A 26732-nucleotide genomic window follows, 5' to 3' on the forward strand; every position below is an offset into this window, starting at 1 on the left:
ATGGCTCACTTTCTTCCGATTTCCTCTGCCGTTCGCGTGCGCCGTGCCGTTCTCGGAACCCTCCTGCTGGGCGTGACAGGTGTGACACTGGCGGCGTGCAGTTCTTCAACGCCAAGCCTGTATTCGTTGCAGCCATCAGTTGCGCGTGCTGGCGGCGCAACGGGATATGGTCTTACTTCGACGACCGTTCCGACTTTGGTGGAAGTCCGCAAGCCGACCATTCCCGAGACGCTGGATCGCGATCGGATCGTGCTGGATGACAGCGGTTACAAGCTCGATGTTGCGACAACGGACGCATGGAGCGCGCCACTTTCCGCCCAGATTCCGCATGTAGTGGTGGCGGATCTGCGCCAGCGCCTGCCGGGCACGACATTCTTTGTGCAGGACGATGCGACGGCCAGCGATCCCCAGGCTTTTGTCGAACTGGTCGTGACCCGTTTCTCGCGTGAGGGTGCTGGTGGCCCAGCCGTGCTGGATATGCAGGTGGTGGTGCATCGCGCCGACAGCGATACGGCGCGGGTCGCGCAGTCGCTGCATCTGACGGCTCCAGCGGCGACGGGGACGGAAGCGCTGGTGGGGGCGCTGAGCACATTGCTCGGGCAGGCGTCCGATCAGATTGCCGCGGCGTTGCGTTCTTTGCCGCCTGAGCCGTCGTCTTCCACGCCCTAAATCCTGAAGGCCGAGCTTCAATCCCGGCCTACCGTTTCAGATTCCGAAGCCTTCAAGAGCGATTTTGCCCTTGACCGTGCCGCTTTCCAGCAGGGCATGGGCACGCCGCAGGTTAGCGGCGTTGATCGGGCCGAGCACGTCGGTCAGGGTGGTGCGCAGTACGCCCGCATCCACGAGATTTGACGCCTCTTCCAATATCTCTGCCTGACGGATCATGTCGCTCGTCCCGAAGGTGGTGCGGGTGAACATCAACTCCCAATGGGTGGACACGCTCTTGGCCTTGAAAGTCATGACATCGAGCGATGGCGGATCGTCGATAAGCCCGAAACGACCTTGCGGTGCGATCAGCTTCACGACATCGGGGAAATGCTGGTCGGTGCGTGTGGTGGAAAATACGAAGCCCGGAGCGCCAAGTCCCAAAGCTTCAATCTGAGGGGCGAGCGGGCTTGCGTGATCGATGACATGATTCGCGCCAAGAGCGCGCGCCCACTCCGTCGTTTCGGGACGTGATGCCGTGCCGATGACGAGGACGTTTCCGGGTCGTTTGGCAAGCTGGACCGCCATCGAACCGACACCTCCGCCTGCTCCGATGATGAGCAGGGCAGAGGCTACGCCCGGAATGGGGCGGCTGATGTCGAGCCGGTCGAACAACATCTCCCATGCGGTGATGGTTGTCAGCGGCATGGCGGCGGCTTGTGCCCAGTTCAGCGATTTCGGCTTGTGGCCGACGATGCGTTCATCGACCAGATGAAACTGACTGTTGGTGCCGGGACGGGTTACGGCTCCGGAATACCAGACCTCGTCACCGGGGCGAAACCGTGTCACGCCGGGACCGGTCTGTCGCACGATGCCGGCGGCGTCCCAGCCCAGTATTTTCCATTCACCCGGAGGAGGTTCGGCCCGCTTGCGGACCTTGGTGTCAATCGGATTGACCGACACGGCTTTGATCTCGACCAGCAGATCGCGCCCCGTAGCCTGAGGCGTGGGAAGATCGATATCGACGAGCGCATTCTCGTCCGTGATGGGAAGCGACTTCTGATAGCCGACGGCGCGCATGGCCTGTCTCCGTTTCTGCAAGGAGGGACGAAGGAGAAGGCCCGCAGCAGAGACCGAACGGCGACGGGATGCAAGCATCCGTCGTTCATGTCAGATGGATGCGTGCCGTCGTAATTTCATGAAGTTCAGATGAGAGCGATCAGTAATATTGCAGGCCGCTCAGTTCGATCTCGGGATTGAGGTAATAGGGAATGTAGAAAGTGGGAAGTGGCTGGGCACCTTGGCCGCGCGCCACACCTGACGGGGTGAGCATGGGCTTGAAGTGATGTGCCGAGAGGCAGCTATAGAGGGTGGAACGCAGCGCGCCGTCTTCCAGTCCCGTGGTGTGCGTCTGGTGAAAGAGGTCTTCGGCGTAGGGTTTGCACTGCGTCGGTGTGCGGGCAATCTTTTCGCTGATCTGTCGCTCTTTGAAGGCGCTCATGCGTTCATCCGACAGCCATGCGCGCATGTAGTCGGGTGAGGCAGGGTCAAGCCACAGATCGCGCCAGCCCGTATTGCCGTCCTTGCGGCTGGCAACGGCGATGCCTTTTTCCTGCGTGCCATCGGCACGGGTCAGTGTGCCCTGACAGGCGAGAACCTGATAATGCGAGCCGAACAGCGAGTCCCGTATGATCCCGTTCGTGAATGTCGTGGCAGCGCTTGAGGCGGGCGGATTGGTGATGTCTGGCAGTGGTGAGGGCGCATTGGCCGTCTTCACGATAGCGGCGGCGATGTCCGGCTCCGCGCAGTAGTTCTTGAGCGGATCGATCGTGTAGGAACAACCGGTAGCGGCAAGGAGGACAAGAAGAGCCGGAAGGCGCGTGTTCATCGGGTGGGGCTCACTGCAATTGCGCCCGATCGGGGTGGTCGGACAATGTTTCGGCTCCACACATCGCACATCGGGAAAAACAGTAAAAGCCGCAGGTGATTCAGGCTTCCTGATGAGAGGCTGTTTTGAGGGTGCGCTTTGACGTGTTTGCCCCGACCGGAAACAGCGTGTCGTACGCCATGTTGAAGAAAAACGCATACACCAGATAGAACAGCGCGATGCTCATGCTCATGGAAAAAGCCTGCATGAGCGAGACACCGAGATACAGCGCAATGGCGGGCAGAAGCACGACCTGAAGTCCGGCCTCGAACAGCACTGTGTGGAGCACGCGCACGGCGATGGTCTTGTGGGTAGAGCCGGTCAGGCGTCCCATGAACCGATCGAACAGCACGTTGTAGACATAATTCCAGATAGTCGCGGTGATGGCACTTCCGACGCCAATCGCTCCCATGTGGGAGGTAGGCACGCCAAACAGCACGCTGCCGGAAGGGATGACGAGAGCCAGCGCGAGGCACTCGAAAAGAAGTGCCTGACGCAGTCGGTCGAGGCCGTTCCGCATGGCGGGGGAGGATTGGGTTTCGGTTGACATGCGCGGCAACCTATCTCCCTTTTGTCGAATATAAAGTTGGCATCCATCTAAAAAGGAGATGGGTCTGTGGAGGTGTCTTTCGATCAGCTTCAGGCCTTCGTGGCCGCCGTGGAGGCAGGATCGTTTTCGGCTGCCGGGCGGCAGCTTGGTCGCGCTCAATCAGCAATCAGTACGCAGATCGGCAATCTTGAAGCCGATCTGGGACTGACACTGTTCTCACGGGATGGACGCGAAGCGGTCCTGACAGCGGAGGGGCAGCGCCTGCTGGAAGAAGCGCGCGTGGTGCTCGAGCGCCGTGACCACATGATCGGTGTCGCGCGTTCTCTCGAGGAAGGGGTGGAAAACCGTCTCGTCGTGGCGATTGACGAGCTTTATCCAGAGCGCGCGATGGCGCATGTCTTCGCGGAATTTGCTGCGCGGTTCCCACATGTGGAACTGGAGATCCTGTTGCCACTGATGGAAGACGTGGGGACGCTGGTGCAGAGCGGTGCTGCCGATATCGGGGTGATGTATCAGCAGGATGTGCCGCCGACCTCCCTTGCGTTTCACAGCATCGGGCATGTGCTGTTGCGTCTGGTCTGCGGTCGTGACCATCCGCTCGCCGATAAGCCGGTGGCGTGGGAAGACCTCAAACGCTACCGTCAGATTCTCGTGGCTACCCGGGACCGAACGCGTGAACGCAAGCAATTACGTGTGGCGTCCGATGTCTGGTGGGTGGAGAGCAACTGGGTCATTCTTGAACTGGTCGGGGCGGGAGTGGGATGGGCCTTTGTTTGTGACCATGTGTTGGCGTCGTCCACGGTTTCACCCCGTATTGTCACGCCGGAATTGTTGTTTGACCCATCTCCCAGACAAGCACCTCTGGCCGTTGTGTGGAGCAAGACCCGGCCGCATGGTCCGGCTGCGCGATGGTTGCGGCAGCGGCTGGGCGAAGAAAAAGGACATTTCATTCTTGCGGGTGCTGATGCTCTCACATGAACGAAACCGGGTCCACGTCCACATCCACACGTACGCTGCTTGTCAGGGGCACCTGAGCCAGCCAGCGGCGCAGGATCGGTTGCACGGCAATGTTGCGATGCGTGCGAAGCAGCAATCTGCGTCGATGTCGTCCCCGTAGAACGGCCAGTGGCGCAGGAACGGGGCCAAGCACTTCAACGCCTTCTCCATGAGGGGCGGCGGCTCCAAGATCGCGGGCGGCGTGATCGGCGGCGTCCGCGTATTCCGAACTGACGATCAGTGCGGCCAGTCGGCCAAAAGGCGGCCAGAATCCGGGTCGTCGCTGCTCGGCTTCCTCTGTCATGAACGCGGCGAAATCGCCTGATACCAGCGCCTGCATGACCGGATGCAGTGGCGAGAAACTCTGCAACAAAACCTCGCCCGGAGCTTCGGCGCGTCCCGCGCGTCCGGCCACCTGATGCAGGAGTTGCATCGTCCGTTCGCCCGCCCGCAGATCGGCGCCGCCAAGGCCAAGATCCGCATCGACCACCCCCACCAATGTGAGGTGAGGGAAATGCCAGCCTTTGGCGACAATCTGCGTGCCGATGATGAGATCCACCTCGCGACGACTGATTTTCTCCACTGCTTCGGCCGTGGCGCTCGGACCACTGATTGTGTCACTGGCCATGACGAGGATACGGGCGTCGGGAAATTCGCTGCGAGCTTCTTCGGTGATCCGTTCGATGCCGGGACCGATGGCGGTCAGGCTGTCGGTTTCACCGCAACTCGGGCAGGCCTGTGGAACGGGTTCCACATGTTCGCAATAATGACAGGCCAGTACATGTTTGCGGCGATGTTCCACCAGCCATGACGTGCAGTGCGGGCATTCCATTCGGTGTCCGCATGTGCGGCACAGGGTCAGAGGCGCGTAACCACGGCGGTTGAGAAACAGCATGGCCTGTTCGCCACGCTCCAGCCGCGCCTTGATGCCGTCCACGAGAACGGGCGAGAGAAACAGTCCACGGGGCGGCGGTGTTTCGCGCATGTCGATCACGCGCGTGTCCGGCATGGAGGCGCCCCCGTGCCGTGCTACGAGCACCAGATGGCGATAACGCCCGGTTTCTACATTGTTGAGCGTTTCCAGACTGGGCGTGGCGGAGGCCAGAATGACGGGACTGCCCGCGAGACGCGCCCGTACGATGGCCATGTCGCGGGCGTTGTAGGTGACGCCGTCTTCCTGCTTGAACGTGCCTTCGTGCTCTTCGTCCACGATCACGAGGCCCAGATCGGAAAAAGGCAGGAACAGAGCCGATCTTGCGCCAACCACGACCTTCGCCGTGCCGTCTTCGCAGGCGGCCCATGTCAAGCGGCGCGCTTTTTGTCCGATCTCGGAATGCCACACGGCCGGTCGCACACCGAAGCGCCGGGTGAAACGGTCCATCCATTGAGCGGATAACGAGATTTCGGGAAGCAGGACCAACGCCTGTCGGCCCATCTGTACACATTCCGCCACGGCTTCGAGATAGATCTCGGTTTTGCCGGAACCCGTGACACCTTCGAGCAATGTTACGGAAAAGGCGCGTTCCTGCACGCGATTACGCAATTCGCTTGCAGCAATCGCCTGTGCGTCTTCGAGAACCGGAAGCCTGTGCAGAGGATCGGGCAGCGCAAAAGGCGGTGGCGGCGGCATCACCACACTTCGCAGCACACCTGCATCTGCCAGTCCGCGCACCACGGACGCGCCGACATCGGCCTTTTCTGCAAGTTCTGTCGTGGTGAGAGGCTCTGCACCCGCGGGTAGGGCTTCCAGCACGGCTTTTCGCGCGGGGGTCAGGCGCAGGCCTGTGGGGAGATCGCCCTGTCGTACCCAGCCTGCAGCGGGGGCGCTTCCTTGTATGCTGCGAAGGTGAGAGCGCAGGCACATGGCCAGAACCATGCCGGGAGGTGCCAGTGTATAGGCCGCCACCCAGTCGATGAAGCGGCGCAATTCGCGTGACAGCGGCGGCAGGTCCAGCCGTTCACGAATGGGGCGCAGGCGGGACGCCGCCACTTCCGGTGACACTGGAAAGGCAAGGTCGGTGGGCAGAGGGGTTGGCTCCCACACCACGCCGGTTTCCCGGCGCCCTCCCAGCGGCACGGCCACCACGTCTCCGGGTGAAAGATGCTCGGCCAGAGCCTCTGGCACGGCGTAATCGAGCGGGCCGGGAAAAGGCAGAGGCAGCAGCACGGAGACGCGCTTTCGCGGGGCGATCGGTTCCAGTAAGCTGCTCTGCACCATGACGGCTCTCTCTACCCCCATCGTCCGGTTCTGTCTCGCTTCATCGGGGAGACGCGCGACGTGACGGCCGAGGACGCGTTGCGTCAGTTTCTGGCGTGGATGGTGGCCGAGAAAGGGGCGTCGCTGCACACCATCGACGCCTATCGAGGCGATCTGACGCGTTTCCTCGCTTTTCTCACCCGCCATCATGGAGGCGAGCCATCCCTCGACACATTGCGCACGACCGCTCTTGCGGATTTGCGCGCATGGCTCGCTCACGAGCAGACCGAGGCTCTCGCACCACGGATCGGCGGCCGTCCCACCACACGCGACAAGGCCGCTCGCACGCGAGCGCGGCGTGTCTCGGCGTTGCGCTCGTTCTACCGCTTTCTTGCCCGTCATCTTGGCGTCGAAAACCCGGCTCCAAGCCTGCTGACTACGCCCCGCACCAAACGCCCGCTGCCCCGCCCGCTGCCCGTGGAAGCGGCGATGGAGGTGGGAGAGGAAGTCGCCGCGCATGAGAGCGACGCCATGGCGCAGGAACGTGACCGGGCACTGTTCCTGCTTTTGTATGGCTGTGGCCTGCGTATTTCCGAGGCGCTTTCACTCGACGTGGGCGATCTGGACATCGCACTAGGGAGTGGCGCACTGCTTATTCGCGGCAAAGGCGGCAAGGAGCGTCTGACTCCTCTTGTGCCGCGGGTGGAGGAAGCGCTGCGGCGCTGGCGTGGCTTTCACCCATCACCGGCAAAAGACGAGCCGCTTTTTGTGGGAATCCGGGGTGGGCGGTTGAACGCGGCCATCGCCCAACGCGCTATGCGGACATGGCGCAAGGGAGAGGGGTTGCCGGATCATGCGACACCGCATGCCCTGCGTCATTCCTTCGCGACCCACATGATGGAAGGTGGCGCGGATCTTCGGGCCATTCAGGAACTTCTGGGCCATGCCAGCCTCTCCACAACCCAGCGCTATACGCTGGCGGACGAAGCCCGACTTCTGGAAGTCTGGCAAAAGGCGCATCCTCGGGCCACAAAGGGAGCAGGAGACAAACCATGACCGAGACAGCCCGCACGCTCTATCCACCCATCGAACCCTATGCCCACGGTCATCTCGACACGGACGACGGGCACCTTGTCTATTGGGAGCGATGCGGCACACCCGGCGGCCTGCCCGTAGTGTTCCTGCACGGAGGACCGGGGGGCGGCTGCTCGCCCATGCAGCGCCGCATGTTCGATCCGGCACGCTATGACATCCTGCTGTTCGATCAGCGTGGCTGCGGGCGCTCGTTGCCCCACGCTTCGCTTGAGAACAACACGACATGGCATCTCGTGGCGGACATCGAACGGTTGCGTGAAATGGTGGGTGTGGACCGATGGGTCGTGTTCGGTGGCTCATGGGGATCCACGTTGGCGCTGGCTTATGCCGAGACGCATCCCGAGCGGACGGCGGGACTGGTTCTGCGCGGCATTTTCACGCTGAGACGCGAGGAGCTGCTGTGGTACTATCAGGGCGGTGGAGCGTGGCTGTTTCCCGACAAGTGGGAGGCATTTCTTGCTCCCATTCCCGAGGCAGAGCGCGGTGACCTCATGGCGGCCTATAATCGTCGCCTGACAGGCGACGATGCGGCGGAACGTGAGCGCGCGGCCATTGCGTGGTCCGTGTGGGAAGGGTCCACGCTCACGCTGCTTCCTTCGCCGGGAATGGTAAAGCAGCATGAAGACCCGACCTATGCACTGGCGTTCTCGCGCATCGAAAACCACTATTTTGTACATGGCGGCTGGCTGGCGGAAGGTCAGCTTATCCGCGACGTGGATCGTATCCGCCATATTCCGGCATTCATCGTGCAGGGACGCTACGACATCGCCACGCCTGTTCGCACGGCATGGGATCTGCACCGGGCATGGCCGGAGGCCGAGTTTCGGCTGATCGACGATGCCGGACACGCCATGTCGGAGCCGGGCATTCTCTCCGCTCTCATCGAGGCCACGGATCGGTTTGCCCGTGACCTTGGCTGAAAAAGGGGACAGGCACAGCCACGCCTTTTTCTCTATGGCAAAGTTGGGCGCAGCGTGTGTCGCTGTCCTGCTGGGTGCATCCATTGCACAGGCGGCGCCGCGTCCGTCCTGCGCCATGACCCATCTCGCGGACGTGCCTCTTCGGAACGATATGGGGTTCCTGTCCACTCCCGGCACCATTCATGGACACACGGCCAGCTTCATTGTGGACACAGGTTCGCAAGGGAGTCTGCTGTCGCCGTGGTTCGCGCGGTTTCTGCAACTGTCCGCCGATTCCGGTGCCCAGACGCATGTCAGCGGCACCGGGGGATCGGGCGGAATCGTGCCCAATGTGATCGTCCCCCAGCTTCGTCTGGGCGATCTGAGTTTCGGCCCGTTGTCCATGCCCTTGGGTATTTTGCCCAGCCGCCCAAACATTCATCCGCCCATTGAGGGGCTTCTGGGGGGAGATGTTGTGGGGCAGGACGTCCTGGAGTTCGATGCCCCGGATGGACGGCTGGGTTTCTGGATGTCCTCGGCGCGTGAAAGCGCCGCCTGCGATCTGGCGCCGCCGGCTGTCAAAGGACTGCGCTGGCAGGAAATACGTGGCGAAATGCAGGCGCATCGTATCCTGCTTCATGTGCAACTGGACGGTCATGAACTTGTAGCGTTGCTGGATAGTGGGGCACGCTCGCGCATCATCTCGCGTCGGGCGGCCGAGGCAATCGGTGTGACGGAATCGGACCTCGCCACGGACCCGGGAGGCACCTCAACCGGTGTGGACGGGCGCGAGTCTGTCTATCGCTGGCACCGCTTCCATACGCTGACCATCGGCGGTGAGACCGAGACCAATCCCGTTCTGACCGTGGCACCCATTGCCGAACCCGTGGATATGCTTCTGGGATCGGACTGGTTTGCGACGCACCGCGTCTGGGTGTTTTACCGGCAGGGCCGTATCTTTGCGGCCAGAGTGCAGCCGACAGGAAAACATTCCGGCGGATGAACGCCAGATGCCGATGCACATGTCCATAAGGAAAATTTATTACCGATCTGGAGAGAGCGGTTCGTAGCATTGGCTGGTCCATGCTTTGCTTGTCGAGGACCGTAGTGCATGTCTGACCGCTCACAATGGCTCACTGATATTAACGGCGAACGGCCGCAGTTCGGTTCTCTCGACCATGATGTTTCGACGGATATCGCCATCATCGGAGGCGGATTTGTCGGGCTTTGGACTGCCATTGCCCTGAAAACGCTCGAATCGGCCCGACGGGTGACGCTGCTCGAAGCCGAGGAATGTGGGGGCGGGGCATCGGGCCTTAACGGTGGCTTCGTGATGTCATGGTGGCCCAAGATCGCCAGTCTCATGCGGGTCTGTGGCACGGACGACGCCGTCTGGCTTGCCGACGAGACGACGCGGGCAGCGGGGGAATTGGGCGACTATCTCGCCGCGCATGGGGTTGATGCTGAATATCGCGGTGCCGGCTGGCTCTGGACCGCCACTGCTCCAGCGCATGTTGGAAGCTGGCTGCCTGTGGTGGAAGCGGCCGAAAGGCTTGGACGAAGCGATATTTTTTGCGCTGTTACCCGCGAAGAACTGGCTAAGCGTACCGGTTCCTCCTCTCACATCGCAGGGGTGTGCGAGACGATCAACGGAACTGTCCATCCGGGACGTCTGGGCGTGGCCCTCACTCGAATCGCTAAAAAGCTCGGTGTGGAGATTTATGAGCACACCCGGGTCATGGCGCTGGAACGAACCCGTCCGGCGGTGCTCAGGACAAAGCGCGGCAGCGTCACGGCGGATCGTGTGGTGATTGCCACAAACGCATGGGCCGCCAGCGTGCCGGAGTTGCGGCGTGAATTTGTCTGCGTTGGCAGCGCGATTGTGGCGACGCCGCCTATTCCTGATCGTCTTGCGGACATCGGCTGGACCGGAGGGGAAAGCATCACGGATTCACAGGCGACCGTTACGTATTACCGTACGACGCGAGACGGACGCATCATCTTCGGGAAGGGCGGAGGTCGGCTTTATTACACGGGAGAGCCGTCTGAATCTGTGTTCCACGATCCTGTGGGCATTCGGGAGGCGACGGCGGATTTCCGCAGGGTCTACCCCATGCTGGCAGATGTGCCGTTGGCCAGAACGTGGTCCGGTCCGATCGATCGTACTTATGACAGCCTGCCGTTGCTGGGGACGATGCCGGATGCGCCGCATATCATTTACGGCATCGGCTGGAGTGGAAACGGTGTCAGTCCCAGTCGGATTGGCGGGCGTATTCTCGCCGGACTTGCGCTTGGGCGGCGTGAGCGATGGACGGAGAACGGTCTCGTAAACCGTCATGCCCGACGCTTCCCACCTGAGCCCTTGCGTTATTTGGGTGGCTCACTCGTGCGGGCTGCCATGATGCGCAAGGATCGGAGCGAAATTGCCAACCGTCCGACGTCCTGGGTGGATCGTGGGCTTGCCAGCCTTGCTCCGGCCGGGCTGGAAGACAAGAAATAGCAGGGCGTTTTCAAGGCGCGGTGTTCAGCCTGAATGTGCGGTGTCTTCCTTGTGGAGCGTCCGTGGAAATGCGGCCGGACTGCACATGGCCAGCACAACGCCTGTAAGTGTGATGCATACGGCTGCTGGCACAAGCACGTTGAATCCGCAGGACGTGAGCAGTTGTCCCCCGACGGCGGAACCGAGCAGGATGCCCACATTGCTGCCGCCATTGATGGCCGCTCCCGCCACATCGGCGCTCGTGGCGCGGGCACGAATGGCACCCGACATCAGGAAGGGGATGATCCCGGCATAGCCCGCGCACCAGAGACCGACCGCTCCAACGCTGGGCCAGCCGGGGAGAAACTGCCCATACAGCAGTCCCATGCCCAGCAGCATGGCCAGTCCACCCCCGACCAGTCCCGCAGAAGGTTTGTGATCGACGACCTGGCCGGCACACCATAGCCCTACAATGCTCATGCCTCCGGTGATGACTAGAGCGATGCTCAGATATTTCTCTGGCAGACCATGATGCAGCAGGAGCGGAGAGACATAGGTGTAGAGCAGGTTGTGCGCGAAAAAGAGCACGATGTTGACCGCCACGACCACGCCGAGGATATGCAATGCACGCCGGGAGCGGAGCGAGGGCAGGGTAGGTGTGCCACCGACGGGAGCCTGCACGCGAGGCAGATAGAGTGCGATAAAGAGGGTGAGCAGAAGCGCCAGCCCTGCCATCACGTAAAGTGCCGCGCGCCAGCCCAGACTCAGCCCGATGGCTGCGGCGCCCGGAACACCCAGCACGGAGCCGAGCGATGTGCCGCCCCACACAAAGGAGATGGCGCGGCCTGTCATTTTTTCAGGGACGAGATAGGCGGCATACGCTGCGGCGATGGACATGAGCAGCGCGTGCGCCGCGCCGCCGATGGCGCGACCGAAGCACACGAGGGCAAAGGTTGGCGCCATGGCGGAGATGAGATTGGACAGCACATAGGCCGCAAGCGACAGCAGCATCAGCAGCTTGCGGTCCATACGCGCGGTGATGATGGTCAGCGGCACCGCTCCCAGCGCCACCAGCAAGGCATAGGCGCTGACGGCAAGACCGGCATGGCCTTCACTGATTCCAAAGGTGTGGGCTACATCGATCAGAAGGCCAACGGGCGCCACTTCAGTCGTGACGGCAATGAAGGTCGAGGCAAACAGGGCGCACAGGCCCGCAACGGACGCGCCGGGGAGTGATCTGAACAGCATGGACTTCCTGACTGACTCGACGATCCGAATAAGCGATGACTGTGACACGATTGGACATGAAACGGGAGGCCGCCCCTCACGGTTCCGCACACAAAACGCGATGACAGGTTTCTGTTTTGTGAATGTGACGTCATGAACACCTCCGCACAGGACGAAATGGTCCGTCAGGGTATCGCGGCACTGACTTCTCCGAAGCCGCATGGCGGCCTTTACAGCTTCCATCGTTACTGGGGGAAAAAGCCCGCCGAACCGGTGCGTTTCCTGATTGAACTGTTGAGCGAACCGGGAGATGTGGTGTGCGATCCCTTCCTCGGCTCGGGTGTGACCGCGCGGGAGGCGACCTCCCTGGGGCGACGGTTCGTTGGCGGTGATCTCAATCCGTTTTCCGTAAAACTCTCATCGTTTCTTGTAAGCCCCTGTGCGCGGGAGGCTTATCGTGCGGAACTGGCGCAGATGGAGGCGCGTCTGCGCCCGGTCATCGAGGCGTCTTATGGCGTGACACCGAAAGGCGCGGTGAGTCATCTGTTGTGGGAAGACGGGATGCTTTCCCGCATATGGATGCGCCCCGCTAGCACGGTCCGTCGGGTTGAGCGTGTGCTCGTGGCGGAGGATGTTCTGCTGGCAGTTCGCTATGAGGGTGTGACCGATCCCGGTGCGCGCACGCTCCGTATGTTCGATAATGCCCGCATCAACGCCCATTCTTCTCTGCAATGGTCCGATCTGTTCACGGGACGTGCTCTTCACAATATCCGTCTGCTGCGTGAAGCCGTCGCTGACATAGCTCCGCCGCTGCGCGAAGCGTTCGAACTGACACTGACGGCCGCCATCGGTCAGATGTCGCGTATGGTGTTCGCCATCAGTGGGCGGAAGGGCACGACTGGCAAAACCCCTGATCGGCTGGAGGTGGGAAGCTGGACTGTGGGCTACTGGCGGCCACGGCGGCATTTCGAGATCAATGTCTGGAACTGTTTTGCTTCCCGCGCCGCGCGGTTGCTGCGGGTGCTTCCGCACAAGGTGGAACCGGTCGTGGAAGCGCCTCTCATCCGGCAGACCGATGCGCTTGATCTGATGAAAGCTCTGCCGCACAGCAGTATCGATCTTTTGATCACCGATCCACCGCATGGGGATCGCATCCCCTATTTCGAGCTTTCGGAATTGTGGAACGCAACGCTCGGGCTGGAAGCCGAGATGGAGCGAGAAATCGTGGTGTCCAATGCCAGAACACGCGGCAAGACCACGGCGGCCTATGTGACGGATATGAGTGCCGTTCTGGAGACGGCGGCAGGCCGCCTGAAACCGGGCGGCGCTATGGTGTTGTTTTTCAATTCGCTCAAAAAAGCGGAGTGGGAGTTTCTCCATAGGATATGCGCGCACACCTCACTGAACTTCGTCGGTATCTGTCCCATGCGTTATTCTGCAGGTTCTCTTGCGCAGGACAGTCGGGCCGGGAGCATGAAAGGCGATCAGGTTCTCATTCTTTCGCGTGGTCCGCTTCGGGCAAACAAGGTGGCCTGCCTTCAAGTCATGCCCGGGTGGCGAGACGGTCAGCCGCCGGAATGAAGACGGCCTGCCCATGGATCAGAACGCGTAGACCGCTCCAAGATGCAGCGTGAGGCCGTTTGTCCAACTGCTCGCTATGTACATCGAATTCCGACCGCCATCTCTTGGACTAAATCGACTGCGGCCCAAAGAGGAGTGGGTATAGAGAGCGCCTCCGATCAAATGGATCTGGCGTGTCAGGCGGTAATCCAGATCGAGACCACCTTCCCATAAAGGACGATCAGCCTGATGAAAGGTGGCGTAGGGCGCTTGCATTTCCGAACCAAGCAGTTCCGCCCACCCCAGACGACCTCTCAGCACAAGATCATCTGTCACGGCGTAATCCAAATGCAGTTTCACGCCGACCATGAACTGATGATAGGCCTCAAATTTTTCGCGGGTCCATGTGTGATAGCCACCCTGAATAGCGGGCGTGACCATGAATCGATCGGTCAAAAGAAAGCCTTTGCCGAATTCGATCCGTGTATCGGTGGTTAGTCTTTTTGACTGTGTGGTGTAAGATGCGGCTCCACCGGGAAACTATGGACCGTAGAAATGGGCATGGTCCTCGACGTTTCCATCGCCAAAGGAAAAGTGCAGGGCGACGAGGAGATGACGGATGTTCTGGATATGGAACATGGTCGAGGCATCCATCTGGAAGCGCGGAGTCCAGCCCATTTCCTTGTCTTTCCACATCGTACTATCGAGAGGTTTTGCCTTATAGTGGCTCCATGAGCAGGTGACAGAGAGACCGATCTCCCGATAGACCTACACAACGGCAGGGATCGTCTTGTCTTGCTGTTCGAATGAGGAGAGCGAGGTCTGTGTCGCCGCCTCGGCCAATGGTGTGGCAGCAAGACACAAGCCGATAAACAGAACTCCCTTCAAGGTCAGAGAAAGGCCCAAGGAAGCTCGAGGCGTCATGAAGGTCTCCGAAACGATACGTTTCGTTACTCCATAGCGCTTTCTGTTACGTTGAGTATCACGGAAACGTAACTACACACGAAAAACGCGGGAGCCATCTGGCTTCCGCGTTTTCTATCGCTCGCCCAAAAGGGGGAAACTACGCCTCGTCGATGGGACGTTTCGGCAAAAGTGCGGGCACGAACACCAGTGTAGCCACCAGCGTACAGCCCAGCGAGAGCAGCAGCAGCCGTCCCATGCTGGCGGTTCCGGGGTGGTGCGACAGAGCCAGCGAACCAAAAGCCGTGCCGGTTGTCAGGGCCGAGAACAGAACCGCCCGCGCGGTGGGGGAAGCGAGTGGGAATTTCACACCGGCCCGCCAGTTCATCACGAAATAGATGTTGAACGAGACGCCCACACCCAGAAGCAGCGGCAGGGCAATGATGTTGGCGAAGTTCAATGTCTCGGGCACGCACACGATCAGGATCACGGTCATCAGCGCTGACATCAGCAACGGCGCGAGGACCAGCCCCATGTCCAGCACCTTGCGCAGGGCCACAAGGAGAATGATGGCGATCATCACGATGGCTGACAGTGCCGCCGTAGTGAAAGCATGCACGATGGTCCGGCCGCTCTCCACGATGTCCACCGCAGAACCCGCCATATCGGGCGATAGCGGCTGGACCGTCTTTACGAACCGATGCAGCGCATCATTGTTCGACATCAGTCCGGAGGGATGGATCTCCACGAGCGCCCGCCCATCGGGAAGCAGATAGTCGCGCCGGATGATGTCGGGCACTTCCTTGATGGAGACAGGTGTGGCCGAAAGAACTGTCTTGAGGGTGTCGAGCTGCATCGGCAGGAAGCGGACCAGTGCCGTATTCGTATTCAGAACCACATCATCGGATGCGGTGGCCAGACGGCTCAGGGCCGCCTGAATACGGCGCAGAGGATCTTTCGCATCCAGGCCTGTGAGCACACTGCCCAGAGCCGTCGCCGTGGCCGAAGCCGAGGCCTTGATGGCAGCGGCGTCAGGCGCGGGCTTTACGGACGGGACGATGAGAGTGGGCAGCAGGATCTGGGCGGCGTCCTGAATCAGGGCGAGCTTGGTGTCCTGATCGGTCGGCACGTAGGAGCCAAGCCACATTGCGTCATGCACGCCCGGAAGCTTGGCGGCCTTGTCCGCCATGACTTTCGCCGCATCGAGATTGGGGGCCAGATATTCCGCGCTGTAAGGCGAGGAGACCGGATTAGCCATCAGCAGATGCAGCGTCCGCATGCCTTCGGATTTGGGATCCTTGGTGTGCAGCGGATCTCCATCGAATTTCAGACTGGGAATGAGAGCCATGCCTGCGATGGCGATCAGTGCGAACAGGCCGAGCAGCGGCTTGCGCCAACGGCGAATGGTCTGATCCACTGGCTTCATGAACAGATAGCCCGTGCGAGGGTGATCGACCGCAGGGCGGAAAATCCGAAGCAGGGCAGGGAGCAGGGCAATGGTGCAGACGAACGCCACCATCATGCCAATGCCCGCGATTTCACCCAGTTCGGCCACGCCGAGGAAGGCCGTTGGCGTGAAGGCCAGAAAGCCCGCGGCTGTGGCGAGAGCCGCGACCAGAATCTGATGGCCCGTCTCTTCTCCCGTCTGGAAGAGAGCCTCTTCCAGTCCGGCCTCACCGATTTGCGTGGGATGCTGGCCGAGAAAGCGGACCGAGAACTGGATGGCGAAATCCACGGCAATGCCAACGAACAGAATGGCAAACGCAACCGAGATGAGGTTGAGCGTACCCACCGCAATGGCGGCGAAGCCCGTGGTGAACAGCAGGCCGGTGACGAGCGTGATCACGATGGGAATAATAACGCGCCACGTGTGGACGGCCAGCGTCAGCCAGACCGTCACAAGAACCAGAGAGCCCAGAAGGCCCGTCACCATGCCATCGGCAACGGTGGCGAACTCTTCGTCAGCGATCTTGACTTCACCCGTCAGGTAGACGTGCGCGTTGCCGGATTTCACGAATTCCAGATCTTTTGACGCGGCCTGCATCGCGCTCGTGGCCGCGCCACCCGGCTGGAAAGAGCCGTAATCCAGCTTGGGCTGCGTCATGACATACTGGTAGCGCCCGGCGAGGTCCGTCAGGCTGCCGGCCAGAAGCCGCTGCCATGAAAGAGGTGTCGGGTGCCCGTTGGCCGCTGCTTCCAGATTATCGGCAAAACCGTTCAGGGCTGTCTGAAAACCGCTCAGATTGGCCTGACCGTGCTGGATCCCCTGAGCAATCAATCCCAGTGAATCGAACAGTCCGCGCGCGGATGGGTCCGCCGCCAGTGCGCCGAGGAAAGGCTGGGCGGCCACCGTGTCATCGAGCACCTTGGCCAGCAGCTTCGGATCGAGGAACATCAATCCATTGCGGTTGAGATAAGGGTCATCATCGGGGAGGCGGACGTAGTTGAAATGTTCGTGATCGGCTGAGAGCTTGGCCGCCAGAGCACGGGCGGTCGCGCGGCCTTCCTCAGGCAGGTCCGCCTCGATCACGGCCACGAGAAGGTTGTCCTTCTGCGGAAAAAGCCGCCCCATCATGTCGGAGCGCTGCTTCCAGGCCAGCTTGTCGGACAGCATCTTGTCTGTGTCCGTGGTCACGCCAAGATGCGTCGAACTTACCCATACGGCGGCGGCGGCCAGAGTCATGAAAATGGCAACAACCAGCCACGCGCGCTTGGCGCACAGGACGATGAACCGACCGATGATCGTGGAAATCATGAGAGAATCTTCAGACCCCTGCCGTTGGCGGCATCAGGAGCGACGGGTCCGTCAGTGCGGGCATTTCCCGTCGCTCGGAAGGAAAGGCTCGGTTTGGCGCAAGCCGCCTTTTGGCGCAAGAGCGCGAACGGGTTGAGATCCTCCAGATCAGAGGCGTTCGAAGGGATCGGGGTCATAATCCACTCCCACAAGATACAGCCCTTCGGCGGGTGCCGTGGGACCTCCCGCGCGCCGGTCTCGCGCTTCAAGGGCCGCTTGCACCTGTTCGGGTGTCCATCGGCCGCATCCCACGAGTTGAAGCGTTCCCACGAGGTTGCGCACCTGATGGTGCAGGAAGGAGCGGGCTTCCACCTCGACATGGATCAGTTCTCCCTCGCGCACCAGTTCCAGCCGGTCCAGTGTGCGAATGGGGCTGTTTGCCTGACATGCGGCCGCGCGGAAGGTTGAAAAATCGTGCTGTCCCAGCAGCAGGCGGGCCGCTTCGTTCATGGCTGCGATATCCAGCGGATACCGGACATGCCAGACCCGATCGGCCTCCAGACCTGGGCGGCTGGCGCGATTCAGAATGCGATAGCGGTAACGGCGACGCACGGCGGAGAAACGCGCGCTCCATGTGGGGGCGACGGGCGCGGCCGAAAGCACCACCACGGGATGCGGTTTGAGGTGATAGCCTAGACCGTCGCGGACAGAACGCCCGTTCAGCGGCATGTCCGCCGGAAAATCGAGATGAGCGACCTGTCCGGTAGCATGCACGCGGGCATCCGTGCGTCCCGCCGTGATACTGGGCACTTTCCGCCCACCTGCAAGGCGTTGGGCCGCGTCTTCGAGCAGTTCCTGAACCGAGAGACCGTTTTTCTGGCGTTGCCAGCCGACCAGGCCGCGCCCGTCATATTCGATCTTTACCGCCCAACGCTGCCGGTCCTCGGCCGCGTGGCTGTCGGCATGCCACGGATAAGCCTCGCTCATGATCCCAGACGAGTGCCCGGCGCAATGGGCTGACCGCGCAGGAAAGCGTTCGTGTCCATCATGCCGCGTCCGGGACGCTGGAGTCGGGTGATCCGCAGCGCTGAGCCGCTTCCACAGGCAATGGTCAAAGCATCGTCCAGCACCTGTCCGGGCGTGCCGGAGAGTTCACTGGCCACGATCTCGACGCCGCCAATCTTGAGTGTCACGCCATCCAGTGTCGTGAAGGTGCCGGGCCACGGTGTGAGCGCGCGGACCTGCCGGTCTATGTGGTTCGCTGGCTGGCTCCAGTCGATGTGGCCATCCTCTTTCGTCAGGCGTTCGGCATAGGTGACCCCGGTTTCCGGTTGCGGCACCGCAGGCGGCCGCTGTTCCAGCACGTCCACGATCATTTTTGCACCCAAAGCTGCAAGTTCGTCATGAAGGGTGCTGGCCGTGGTGACGGGCGTGATGGGAATGTTGACGGATGCCAGCATCGCACCGGTGTCCAGCCCCACATCCATCTGCATGATGGTTACGCCGCTTTCCGTATCACCGGCCAGAATGGCGCTCTGGATAGGAGACGCGCCACGCCAGCGGGGAAGAAGGCTGGCGTGAATGTTCAGGCATCCCATGCGCGGGGCTTCCAGCATGGGGGCGGGCAGGATCAGCCCATAAGCCGCGACTACGGCCGCATCGAGATCGAGTGCGCGGAAGGCCGCCTGTTCTTGCGCGTTGTTGCGCAGTTTGATGGGACAGCGGACCTCGATTCCCAGAGATTCGGCCGCCTGCTGGACGGCGGAAGGGCGCACGGCCTTGCCGCGTCCGGCGGGACGAGGCGGTTGCGTATAGACAGCCACAATCTCGTGGCCCGCTTCGTGCAGGGCGAAGAGGGCCGGCACGGCGAAATCGGGCGTCCCCATGAAGGCTAGGCGCATAGGTCCGGCTCTCCGGCAGATCAGAATACGGACAGGCAGAAAAGACCGGGCTTAATGCCGTTTCAGTTTCTGCTCTTTCGCAAGACGGCGCATGATCATATTGCGCCGCAATGTGGAGAGATGATCCACGAACAGAATGCCGTCCAGATGGTCGATCTCGTGCTGGATGCAGGTGGCGAGTAGCCCATCGACCTCCCGTTCACAGGTTTCACCCGTTACACTGGTGTAGCGCACGCGCACGGCTTCGGGGCGCACCACTTCCGCATACTGGTTGGGCAGCGACAGGCAACCTTCCTCACGCGGGGTCAGCACTTCGCTTTCCGTGAGGATTTCGGGGTTGATGAGCACCATGGGCTGGCGCTCCTCTTCCTCACCCAGATCGACCAGAACATAGCGCTGGCTGATGCCCACCTGCGGCGCGGCCAGACCGATGCCGGGCGCCTGATACATGGCCGCGAACATGCCGGGCAGGGTGGCCTGAAGCGCCTTCATGTCCTCGGGCTTTACGAGCCGTGCCGTCTGGCGAAGCACCGGCTGCGGAGCGATCACGATCGGAGTGGGGGCGGCCTCAGCCGAGGCGCGGGAATAGTCGAGGTCGTTCATAGGGGAGCATTTAGCGTTCACGATCGGGTTTTGCCAGTGTTGCGAGGGCTCGGTGATGACACATTTCACCAGTTGCGCGGATCATGGGTCCGCGCATCGTCGGCATCCTGCACAAGACTCGTGCGGTTCATGCCCGATCCGGCATAGCGGCAGACCGCTTCTGTCGTGGTGATGGTGGGTGTGCCGGTTGGGGAGGAGGCTGACACAAGTTTGGGCACTGGCATGCAGAGATACCACACGCGGCCATGCGCGCCGCCCGGTTCGCTCACGGCGAAGGCCGCATTGGCTTCGACGGGAATTGTGCCGTCTCCTCGGGGCGGCAGATAGTGCAGATGCACCTTTCCACTGGCGTCAGCGTAGTTTGTCAGGCCACATTGCGCCATGAAATCGGCCATGTCCGACTGGCGCAAAAGATATGGATCTGGCGTTCTGCGCGCACACATTCGCTTCTCGGCCTTATTGTAAAAAGAACAGCCGGAAAGAACGGACAGAGCAGCGAGCAGGCAGGCCCACCGCTTGCGGGTGCGCGATTTAGATACGTTCATCATCATCCAGTTTCGGGGTCAGGCGGTCTCCCACGGCAAGCAGCATGGCTGTGAGCGGAGATGCAAGGATCAGCCCCGGCGCACCGAAGATGCCGCCGAAGAACGTCTGGGAGAGGACGGTCACACCCGGCGGCATGGACACGGCCTTGCGCTGGATGAGGGGAGCCATGACGTTGCCCTCGAAGAACTGCACCACTGTGTAGAGGGCCGCCACCATCGCGGTTTCGCGCAATCCTAGTGAGAGTGCCAGAAGACATGCGGGAATGGCTCCGAGAATGGCGCCGATATAGGGAATGAAATTGCAGAGCGCGGCAAGGAAGCCGAGCGAAAGCGCGAGCGGCACACCGATGATCCACAGGCCCACGCCCGAGAGGATGCCGACCACGGCCATATCCAAAGCCTGTCCCACGACCCATGCCCAGAGCGTATCGGCGGCCACCAGCATCACTTCACGCCCTTTGCCCCGCCATTTGTGCGGGACGAGGCGAAGCATGCCGTTGGCGTAAAGCGCCGGGGAAGCCGCAAAATACAGCCCCGCGATCAGTACCACGGCCATGGTGCCCAGCACGCCGAAGGCCGAACCAAGGAATCCGGTCATGGACCCCGCAATGCGTGAACCCAGTGACATCAGCCCGCCGCTGTTGCTCGAACCGCCGCCATTTCCACCGAGGGAAGCGGGCAGGTAGTCCAGCAGGATTTTCCCCTGTGGCCATGCTTCGAGCTGGTTGCGCAGGGCTATGACCTGTGTCGTCAGCGCATCCTTCAGGCGGGCGGCCTGCGCTACGATGTCCGATCCACTCGTCCAACTGATGCCCACCACGATGGCGACCAGAAGCACGCAGACGATGACCAGCGCGATGCCGTTGGAAATGCCGGTGCGACGGTGAACCGCCCGTGCCATGCCATGCAGGATGACGGCGAACAGGGCGGCGGCAAACACGACCATGATGACATCGCCGATCAGCCAGATCGACAGCATGGTGATGGCAACGAGAAGCGTAAGGCGAAGAAGGCGGGCAATACTGCCGATGGAGGAGTCGGTGGTCTCCGCTGTTGCAGGGAGGATTACACGGGGAACGCGTTCTGACGACATGCGGGGGTCCGGACGAAAGGGCAAAAGAGGTGGAACATCGTTCCATGAAGAAAGAACGCATCCGATGGTCTTTCGTCGTAGGACGGGTCCGTTTTTTTTCCAAGTGGGACGGTGGGTTGGCAGCGCTCTCATCTTCGCGAAGGATTTACCGGATTGTGCAATCTGTTTGGAGAAGATGAGACGAACGAAAATATTGGGTCTTATGGCGCTGACGGTCACGCTGGTCTGGCTGGCGCCCTCTCCTGGTCAGGCTCAGTCTGCGGTTAATCTGGAAAGGCTGCATGTTCCTTTCGATGGACCATGTGAAAACGTCGCTCGTGCCCTTAAGGATTATCCTCCGAGCACTTTTGAAGCGGCACTTGCCAACCAACGCTGGTGGAATGGGCTAATGGCGGCGGGAGATATTCCTCCGTTTCATATCCAGTACGACCATTACCCGATCATCGATGAATTTTTCGAAGGATGTGACGCAGCGCCGCATACGAAAAGCAGCGACATCATGCACGCCATCGGTCTCACGCATCGCTGGATCGTGCCATGAGCCAGGAAGCTTCTCACGATGCAACTGCTCTGCCGGCTCAACCGTTTCCTGCACAGGCACAGCAAGGAGACAGCCAACATGCGGGGAGGAAAGCTCCTGACAGGCTTACTTCTGGCTGTGGCTTTTGTTCGGCCGGTCTGGGCCGCAACACAGGACAAGACTTGCCGCCCGGCCGATCTTTCCCTGCACCTCAATGGGGGACAAGGGGAATTCGACGGCATGTCACACAGTGGAACATGGCTTGTTTTTACCAATCATGGAGACGCACCGTGTTCCTTGCTCCGTTATCCCGTCATCCGTCTTGAGGACGCGCAAGGGCGCTTGCTTGCCAAGGGAGAGCGTAAGGCCCGCGTCGATCTTTCCCAGACTGTCGTGATGGCTCCGCATTCCACATGGCGAGCTTCGCTTTACTGGGTTTCCGGTGATGTTTACGGGCGCGGTCGATGCGTCTCACCGTCGCGGGCGGTTGTGGGCTGGGGGCAGAGCCGCCTGCGTGTGGGGTTTGATGGGCATACGCTCTGCGGGCCGGCTCAGGAAATGGTTTCGTTTGAGGAAGGTGGTCTGGAGTTGAGCCCATAAATACGATGGGACAAACATCTTGAGTCTTTTGTGGCCACGATGACTGTCGTCTTGTCGTTGTCCATGGAATGACTCAATGGAAGAACGTCAGAAGGCAGTAACGGCTCCCCCGTGTAACCGGCGTTGCTTCATGCAGAAGGGATGCCGAGAATATAATGGCTGCTCCGGTCTGTGGTTTATAATAATGATCGTTATATTCAGGGAATGTCAGGGATCCTCCATCGTATTCAGATGTATTGAGATTCAATGAGAGGGCAAACTTCCTGAACATGACCGCTGGCGCCAGATTGTCACGATGGCGGAGGAAATGGCCGCCGGGAGCGTCATAACGCGCCAACACGAGACGATCGACATGCTGTGCCTCGAACTGAAAGGCCTTTTTGATTTCCGGCACACAGGAGGCATCGAGACGTTCAAGGATTTGCCCCGCCAGATCGCTATCGGGTGGCACGAGGAAATCGGTGCGTTTCTTCTTGTTCTCATCGATACGATGTACCGGTTTGCCATCCATTCCGGTACTGGCCATTCCGCCTTGTGTGTGCGGTGAGCGTTCGAAAATATCGATCAGATCACGGCAGAAAGCCGTATCGAATACATGCGGGACCAGAAGAAGAGGGGCAGGGAGTCCGACTTCACGTCGCTCTTCACTGATAAGCGCGGCCAATACATTCTCAGCATGGGTGACGCATGTTGCTGGGGACGTCATATCGAGTGCGGTGATGATTCTCCCTGCACGGTCCATCACGAAAGATTCGGGCATATCATTGGAGAAACCATAATGCGCGAAGAACTCTTCCATACAGAAAACAGTCGTGACACCAAGGAAGCTTAGAGCAAGAAATTCCGGAACATGCGGACTTGTGCTCCCAACGAGCAGCACGATGTCGGTGTCATGCCGAGCAAACAGGGAAGAGGCATCGGAGAATGCTTCGCAGAACGGAGTGATCGTGCTGGCCGAGAGGTGGCCTGCAAGGAGGACGACCGCATTGCGTCCCGCTTGGGCATCGAAGGAATAAAAACTGTTGTCCTGAGCCATCCCATAACAGAATGGTGCATGGCGTCCTGTCATCAGTCGCATTTCTCCACAGTTGGCAATAATCCATCGTGCTGAGTGGATGCCATGTGGGGGTTTATGGAGCGTGAAGGCCTCGGTGTCGCGCGGGGTTCTGGTCCGCGATACGGTCCGGGTTTATTGGTGGCGATGGGTATTGATGTCGTTTTCTCTTATCCCATCCCGCATCAGGTCTGTGCCATAAACTTCGTGTTTGCAAAGAGCGTGGAGCCATAAAAAAGGAGGCCGAAGCCTCCTTTTTTGCGCAAGGTAAAGGGCGTTCAGCCTGCTTGTGGTGCGCAGAATAGCACACGCAATGAACGCACGCCCTGTGCGCCGTGAATCAGCACACCTTCAATATCCGCCGTGGCAGACGGGCCGGTCTGGAACACAGCGTAGTTGTGTTCGCGGAACTCCGGTTGACGATACGCGTGATGGAGATTCGGCACGATGCGGGCGGGATCGAGCAGAACGATCAGGTGCTGTGGCAGATAGCCCAGCGTATTCACCTGAAGTTCCGTGTCCGTCAGGCAGACGGAGCCGGTTTCCGCCACGCCGAACGCCGCGCGGACAACGCCAATCTCCACATCCGCCAGAGAATGTGGATCCATGTCGGGCAAAACCTGCCGGATCTGGAGCGAAGGATCGCCGTGTAGTTCCGGCACCGCTGTAGCGATGATGCCCTTATTGGCAACGGCGGCGCGCAGAGCGTTGATCGGATCCTGCCCCTGCGGATCCAGCACGGAGCCGCCCATCTTGCCCAGCATGTCGGAGAAGGCTGCCGCCAGATCGGCGGGAGCCTTGGCGTCAAAAAGCGGTACGTCCGGCAGGGGCGGCTGAATATTGGGCCGGTTGGCGCGGATGGCGGCGAAGATGGCCGCGCGGCTGTCTGTGCTGCTCATGACTTCTTCTTTCCGTCCTTGCCACGGGTTCGCTTGAACCATTGGTGGAAGGTTTCTTTTGGCACCGACGGCATCTCGCGTCCGCGCGTCCACGTGTTCATGCGGTTGTAGAGCATGAAGCGCGGAATATGACGCAGCGCGCTGTCGGCCATGGGCAGGCTCGCCCGATAGAGGCGCGGGGACGCCAGCAGCGCACCGGCCGCCTTCATCATGGATTTCTTGAAGGCCGGGATCTCGTGATTTTCGGCCAGAACCTGACGCCAGTCCGCAATCTGCTCATGGATGTTGATCTTCACCGGACAAACATTCGTGCAGCTTCCATTCATCGTGGAGGAGAACGGAAGTGTCGAATATTTGTGACGATTGAAGGTCGGATCGATAATCAGTCCGATCGGCCCGGCATAGGTCGCGCCGTAGCTCAGACCGCCCGAGCGGCGGAACACCGGGCAGGTGTTCATACATGCGCCGCAACGAATGCATTTGAGCGAGGTCCAGAACTTTTCTAGCCCCAGACGGTCAGTGCGTCCGTTATCCACGATGATGATGTGCATTTCCGCCCCGCGACGAGGACCACGGAAATGCGAGGTGTACTGTGTAATGGGTGAGCCGAGCGCACTGCGCGAAAGCATCCGCACGAACACGGCCAGCGAGTTCAGATTGGGGATGATCTTCTCGATACCCATCGAGACGATGTGCAGTCCCGTCGTGTTGGCCGACAGATCCGCGTTGCCCTCATTGGTGCAGACTACAACCGAGCCGGTCTCAGCCACGGCGAAGTTGCAGCCGGTCATGCCCGCATCCGCCGTCAGGATGAGCGGGCGCGTGTGCTCACGCTGCTGCTCCGTCAGGTAGCTGACATCGGAATCGTTGGGGTCGGAGCCAAGAGTGCGGGCGAAGACTTCCGCGACGTCCGTGCGCAGCTTGTGAACGGCTGGCACGACGACGTGGCTTGGTGCTTCGTCATCCAACTGCTGGATGCGCTCACCAAGGTCGGTTTCCACGACCTCGATACCCTGATCGCCCGCATATTCACGGAAGCCACATTCCTCCGTAAGCATGGATTTGCTCTTGATAAGGCGCTTGGCGTTCTTGGACTTCAGAATATCGACGGCAATGCGGTTATGCTCATCAGCATCCTTGGCCCAATGGACGATCACGCCATTGGCTTTTGCATTGCGCTCGAACTGCTCGAGATAGGTGTCGAGATGCGTGAGCGTGTGCGTCTTTATATCGGACGCGAGCTGACGCAGGTCTTCCCATTCCTCGATCGTGTCTTTCTGCTTGTCGCGCTTCTGGCGCAGATCCCACAAGCGCTGGTCATGCATGGCCAGATGCTGGGGCGCTGCCATGAAGCGGCGGGCGGCTTCCTGCTGGTCGATCGGGTGATTGCCACGAATGATCGCGCCACGCGGCTGCGGCTCGGGACCGCGCGGTGGCATGGTAACGGATGCGCCCGCGCCGTGGGTGAGATTGGCCGGAGCGCCGTCGCTGGTGCGACCGGCGGGCGTCGTGGGCGGCGCCTGATTCTCGATGCTCATGCCCGTGCCCCATTCAGGATCTGTGCAATGTGGATGTATTTTGTCGGAAGTCCGAGACGCCGTGCGCAGCCTTCCTGATGCATCATGCATGAACTGTCGGAAGACGTGACGTATTCCGCGCCCGACTTGGCCTGATCGCGGGCCTTGTCCTGCCCCATGCGGGCGGAGGTGGCTTCCTCGAACACCGAGAATGTGCCGCCGAAGCCGCAACATTCATCTGGGCGCGTAATGTCCACCAGTTCCAGTCCTTTTACCTTGGACAGCAGGTCGCGCGGCTTGGAGAATTTCTTCTCACGCAGTTCGGTCATGCTGGCGATATTGAGGCCGCGCAGGGCGTTGCAGTTGTTGTGCAGTGTGACCTTGTGCGGGAACTCGGCCCACGGAAAGGCGTCCACTTTCAGCACGTCATGCAGGAACTCCACCAGTTCGTAGGTGTGTTCGCGCACATGCTTGACTTCGTCCGTCTGCTCCACGGCATCGAAGTTGTTGCGGACATGATTCACGCAGCTTCCCGATGGTCCGACGATGTAGTCAAAATCCTTGAAGTTGCGGACGAAAAGCTCTTCCGTCGCTTTCGACTCCTTGTGGCAGCCCGTGTTGGTCATGGGCTGACCGCAGCAGGTCTGATCGAACGGGTAGTCCACGTCGCAGCCGAAACGTTCCAGCAACTCAAGCGTCGCCTGTCCGACCTCGGGGTGGAACGCATCGACGTAACACGGAACAAACAACCCTACGCGCATGAACATTTCCTCATTGTGGGCGCGAGT

General features: G+C 60.6%; 26 protein-coding genes. 9 read left to right on the forward strand and 17 right to left on the reverse strand.

Annotated features, from left to right (window positions below):
- The gene (locus KUA11_RS02135) at positions 1-669 is read left to right on the forward strand and encodes a PqiC family protein (RefSeq protein ID WP_217408759.1); all 669 of its coding nucleotides are present in this window, start codon (positions 1-3) and stop codon (positions 667-669) included.
- A 36-nt stretch (positions 670-705) separates the two neighbouring features.
- Here KUA11_RS02135 and KUA11_RS02140 read toward each other — a convergent pair whose 3' ends face one another.
- From KUA11_RS02140 to KUA11_RS02150, 3 genes are all read right to left on the reverse strand, one after another.
- Positions 706-1725 carry a zinc-binding alcohol dehydrogenase family protein gene (locus KUA11_RS02140; RefSeq protein WP_217408758.1) on the reverse strand — a complete coding sequence of 340 codons (1020 nt, stop codon included), beginning with the start codon at positions 1723-1725 and terminating at the stop codon, positions 706-708.
- Between the two features lie 139 nt (positions 1726-1864).
- Positions 1865-2533, reverse strand: a complete 669-nt coding sequence (locus tag KUA11_RS02145) for a hypothetical protein (protein ID WP_217408757.1) — start codon at positions 2531-2533, stop codon at positions 1865-1867.
- Between the two features lie 100 nt (positions 2534-2633).
- A complete protein-coding gene (locus KUA11_RS02150) occupies positions 2634-3122 on the reverse strand; it encodes a PACE efflux transporter (RefSeq protein WP_254454585.1) in 489 nt (162 codons plus the stop codon).
- A 66-nt stretch (positions 3123-3188) separates the two neighbouring features.
- Here KUA11_RS02150 and KUA11_RS02155 point away from each other — a divergent pair, with 66 nt between their 5' ends.
- Positions 3189-4100, forward strand: a complete 912-nt coding sequence (locus KUA11_RS02155; RefSeq protein WP_217408756.1) for a LysR family transcriptional regulator — start codon at positions 3189-3191, stop codon at positions 4098-4100.
- Here the strand turns inward: KUA11_RS02155 and KUA11_RS02160 are convergent.
- Positions 4093-6336, reverse strand: coding sequence for a primosomal protein N' (locus tag KUA11_RS02160; RefSeq protein WP_217408755.1), 2244 nt, complete (start codon positions 6334-6336; stop codon positions 4093-4095). The two genes, KUA11_RS02155 and KUA11_RS02160, sit on opposite strands and share 8 nt — an antisense overlap.
- A gap of 60 nt (positions 6337-6396) precedes the next feature.
- On the opposite strand from KUA11_RS02160, the gene KUA11_RS02165 reads away from it, so the two are divergent.
- The 4 genes from KUA11_RS02165 (at position 6397) to KUA11_RS02180 (ending at position 10809) form a co-directional block, all read left to right on the forward strand.
- Positions 6397-7371, forward strand: coding sequence for a tyrosine recombinase XerC (locus KUA11_RS02165; protein WP_217408754.1), 975 nt, complete (start codon positions 6397-6399; stop codon positions 7369-7371).
- Positions 7368-8330, forward strand: a complete 963-nt coding sequence (pip, locus tag KUA11_RS02170) for a prolyl aminopeptidase (protein ID WP_217408753.1) — start codon at positions 7368-7370, stop codon at positions 8328-8330. The genes KUA11_RS02165 and pip overlap by 4 nt, the downstream gene beginning before the upstream one ends.
- Positions 8317-9312 (forward strand): retropepsin-like aspartic protease, encoded by a 996-nt coding sequence (locus KUA11_RS02175; RefSeq protein ID WP_368040897.1) that lies wholly within the window; start codon positions 8317-8319, stop codon positions 9310-9312. The genes pip and KUA11_RS02175 overlap by 14 nt, the downstream gene beginning before the upstream one ends.
- Before the next feature lie 108 nt (positions 9313-9420).
- Positions 9421-10809 (forward strand): NAD(P)/FAD-dependent oxidoreductase, encoded by a 1389-nt coding sequence (locus KUA11_RS02180; RefSeq protein WP_217408752.1) that lies wholly within the window; start codon positions 9421-9423, stop codon positions 10807-10809.
- 24 nt (positions 10810-10833) lie between these two features.
- Here the strand turns inward: KUA11_RS02180 and KUA11_RS02185 are convergent, their stop codons facing one another.
- A complete protein-coding gene (locus KUA11_RS02185; protein ID WP_217408751.1) occupies positions 10834-12036 on the reverse strand; it encodes an MFS transporter in 1203 nt (400 codons plus the stop codon).
- A gap of 132 nt (positions 12037-12168) precedes the next feature.
- Between KUA11_RS02185 and KUA11_RS02190 the strand changes: the two genes are divergently transcribed.
- The gene (locus KUA11_RS02190; RefSeq protein WP_217408750.1) at positions 12169-13596 is read left to right on the forward strand and encodes a DNA methyltransferase; all 1428 of its coding nucleotides are present in this window, start codon (positions 12169-12171) and stop codon (positions 13594-13596) included.
- A gap of 18 nt (positions 13597-13614) precedes the next feature.
- Here the strand turns inward: KUA11_RS02190 and KUA11_RS02195 are convergent, their stop codons facing one another.
- The 8 genes from KUA11_RS02195 to KUA11_RS02230 all read right to left on the reverse strand — a co-directional run bounded on the left by KUA11_RS02195 (position 13615) and on the right by KUA11_RS02230 (position 21354).
- Positions 13615-14016, reverse strand: coding sequence for a hypothetical protein (locus tag KUA11_RS02195; protein ID WP_217408749.1), 402 nt, complete (start codon positions 14014-14016; stop codon positions 13615-13617).
- A gap of 99 nt (positions 14017-14115) precedes the next feature.
- Entirely contained in the window at positions 14116-14253 is a 138-nt protein-coding gene (locus tag KUA11_RS02200) for a hypothetical protein (protein WP_217408748.1), read from the reverse strand.
- A 385-nt stretch (positions 14254-14638) separates the two neighbouring features.
- Positions 14639-17233, reverse strand: coding sequence for an MMPL family transporter (locus tag KUA11_RS02205; protein ID WP_217408747.1), 2595 nt, complete (start codon positions 17231-17233; stop codon positions 14639-14641).
- 147 nt (positions 17234-17380) lie between these two features.
- A complete protein-coding gene (gene truA / locus KUA11_RS02210; protein ID WP_217408746.1) occupies positions 17381-18199 on the reverse strand; it encodes a tRNA pseudouridine(38-40) synthase TruA in 819 nt (272 codons plus the stop codon).
- Entirely contained in the window at positions 18196-19113 is a 918-nt protein-coding gene (gene fmt / locus KUA11_RS02215) for a methionyl-tRNA formyltransferase (RefSeq protein ID WP_217408745.1), read from the reverse strand. The genes truA and fmt overlap by 4 nt, the downstream gene beginning before the upstream one ends.
- Positions 19114-19164: 51 nt before the next feature.
- Positions 19165-19716 (reverse strand): peptide deformylase, encoded by a 552-nt coding sequence (gene def / locus KUA11_RS02220; RefSeq protein WP_166317362.1) that lies wholly within the window; start codon positions 19714-19716, stop codon positions 19165-19167.
- A gap of 65 nt (positions 19717-19781) precedes the next feature.
- Positions 19782-20126, reverse strand: a complete 345-nt coding sequence (locus KUA11_RS02225; protein WP_217408744.1) for a hypothetical protein — start codon at positions 20124-20126, stop codon at positions 19782-19784.
- Between the two features lie 121 nt (positions 20127-20247).
- Entirely contained in the window at positions 20248-21354 is a 1107-nt protein-coding gene (locus KUA11_RS02230; protein WP_217408743.1) for an AI-2E family transporter, read from the reverse strand.
- 64 nt (positions 21355-21418) lie between these two features.
- On the opposite strand from KUA11_RS02230, the gene KUA11_RS02235 reads away from it, so the two are divergent.
- Entirely contained in the window at positions 21419-21895 is a 477-nt protein-coding gene (locus KUA11_RS02235) for a hypothetical protein (RefSeq protein WP_254454584.1), read from the forward strand.
- A gap of 18 nt (positions 21896-21913) precedes the next feature.
- A complete protein-coding gene (locus tag KUA11_RS02240; RefSeq protein ID WP_217408742.1) occupies positions 21914-22474 on the forward strand; it encodes a DUF4232 domain-containing protein in 561 nt (186 codons plus the stop codon).
- Positions 22475-22547: 73 nt separating this feature from the next.
- Here KUA11_RS02240 and KUA11_RS02245 read toward each other — a convergent pair whose 3' ends face one another.
- The 4 genes from KUA11_RS02245 to KUA11_RS02260 form a co-directional block, all read right to left on the reverse strand.
- Positions 22548-23543, reverse strand: a complete 996-nt coding sequence (locus KUA11_RS02245; protein ID WP_217408741.1) for a 2OG-Fe(II) oxygenase — start codon at positions 23541-23543, stop codon at positions 22548-22550.
- 263 nt (positions 23544-23806) lie between these two features.
- Positions 23807-24427, reverse strand: coding sequence for a LutC/YkgG family protein (locus tag KUA11_RS02250; protein WP_217408740.1), 621 nt, complete (start codon positions 24425-24427; stop codon positions 23807-23809).
- Positions 24424-25866, reverse strand: a complete 1443-nt coding sequence (locus KUA11_RS02255; protein ID WP_254454607.1) for a lactate utilization protein B — start codon at positions 25864-25866, stop codon at positions 24424-24426. The genes KUA11_RS02250 and KUA11_RS02255 overlap by 4 nt, the downstream gene beginning before the upstream one ends.
- A 95-nt stretch (positions 25867-25961) precedes the next feature.
- On the reverse strand, positions 25962-26705 hold the full coding sequence (locus tag KUA11_RS02260; RefSeq protein ID WP_166317382.1) for a (Fe-S)-binding protein: 744 nt from the start codon (positions 26703-26705) through the stop codon (positions 25962-25964).
- Positions 26706-26732 lie beyond the last annotated feature (27 nt).

It is taken from the genome of Acetobacter estunensis (assembly GCF_019083805.1).
Classification (GTDB): Bacteria; Pseudomonadota; Alphaproteobacteria; order Acetobacterales; family Acetobacteraceae; genus Acetobacter; species Acetobacter estunensis_A.

Bases quoted from the DNA above. Each gene is read 5' to 3' on its own strand.
- KUA11_RS02185 (WP_217408751.1), bottom strand. From the start codon at position 12,036: ATGCTGTTCAGATCACTCCCCGGCGCGTCCGTTGCGGGCCTGTGCGCC.
- KUA11_RS02250 (WP_217408740.1), bottom strand. From the start codon at position 24,427: ATGAGCAGCACAGACAGCCGCGCGGCCATCTTCGCCGCCATCCGCGCC.
- KUA11_RS02235 (WP_254454584.1), top strand. From the start codon at position 21,419: ATGGTCTTTCGTCGTAGGACGGGTCCGTTTTTTTTCCAAGTGGGACGG.
- KUA11_RS02135 (WP_217408759.1), top strand. From the start codon at position 1: ATGGCTCACTTTCTTCCGATTTCCTCTGCCGTTCGCGTGCGCCGTGCC.
- fmt (WP_217408745.1), bottom strand. From the start codon at position 19,113: ATGCGCCTAGCCTTCATGGGGACGCCCGATTTCGCCGTGCCGGCCCTC.
- KUA11_RS02230 (WP_217408743.1), bottom strand. From the start codon at position 21,354: ATGTCGTCAGAACGCGTTCCCCGTGTAATCCTCCCTGCAACAGCGGAG.
- KUA11_RS02145 (WP_217408757.1), bottom strand. From the start codon at position 2,533: ATGAACACGCGCCTTCCGGCTCTTCTTGTCCTCCTTGCCGCTACCGGT.
- pip (WP_217408753.1), top strand. From the start codon at position 7,368: ATGACCGAGACAGCCCGCACGCTCTATCCACCCATCGAACCCTATGCC.
- KUA11_RS02260 (WP_166317382.1), bottom strand. From the start codon at position 26,705: ATGCGCGTAGGGTTGTTTGTTCCGTGTTACGTCGATGCGTTCCACCCC.
- KUA11_RS02140 (WP_217408758.1), bottom strand. From the start codon at position 1,725: ATGCGCGCCGTCGGCTATCAGAAGTCGCTTCCCATCACGGACGAGAAT.
- KUA11_RS02180 (WP_217408752.1), top strand. From the start codon at position 9,421: ATGTCTGACCGCTCACAATGGCTCACTGATATTAACGGCGAACGGCCG.
- KUA11_RS02255 (WP_254454607.1), bottom strand. From the start codon at position 25,866: ATGCCACCGCGCGGTCCCGAGCCGCAGCCGCGTGGCGCGATCATTCGT.
- KUA11_RS02240 (WP_217408742.1), top strand. From the start codon at position 21,914: ATGCAACTGCTCTGCCGGCTCAACCGTTTCCTGCACAGGCACAGCAAG.
- truA (WP_217408746.1), bottom strand. From the start codon at position 18,199: ATGAGCGAGGCTTATCCGTGGCATGCCGACAGCCACGCGGCCGAGGAC.
- KUA11_RS02195 (WP_217408749.1), bottom strand. From the start codon at position 14,016: ATGGTCACGCCCGCTATTCAGGGTGGCTATCACACATGGACCCGCGAA.
- KUA11_RS02150 (WP_254454585.1), bottom strand. From the start codon at position 3,122: ATGTCAACCGAAACCCAATCCTCCCCCGCCATGCGGAACGGCCTCGAC.
- KUA11_RS02245 (WP_217408741.1), bottom strand. From the start codon at position 23,543: ATGACAGGACGCCATGCACCATTCTGTTATGGGATGGCTCAGGACAAC.
- KUA11_RS02205 (WP_217408747.1), bottom strand. From the start codon at position 17,233: ATGATTTCCACGATCATCGGTCGGTTCATCGTCCTGTGCGCCAAGCGC.
- KUA11_RS02190 (WP_217408750.1), top strand. From the start codon at position 12,169: ATGAACACCTCCGCACAGGACGAAATGGTCCGTCAGGGTATCGCGGCA.
- KUA11_RS02200 (WP_217408748.1), bottom strand. From the start codon at position 14,253: ATGGGCTGGACTCCGCGCTTCCAGATGGATGCCTCGACCATGTTCCAT.
- KUA11_RS02160 (WP_217408755.1), bottom strand. From the start codon at position 6,336: ATGGTGCAGAGCAGCTTACTGGAACCGATCGCCCCGCGAAAGCGCGTC.
- def (WP_166317362.1), bottom strand. From the start codon at position 19,716: ATGAACGACCTCGACTATTCCCGCGCCTCGGCTGAGGCCGCCCCCACT.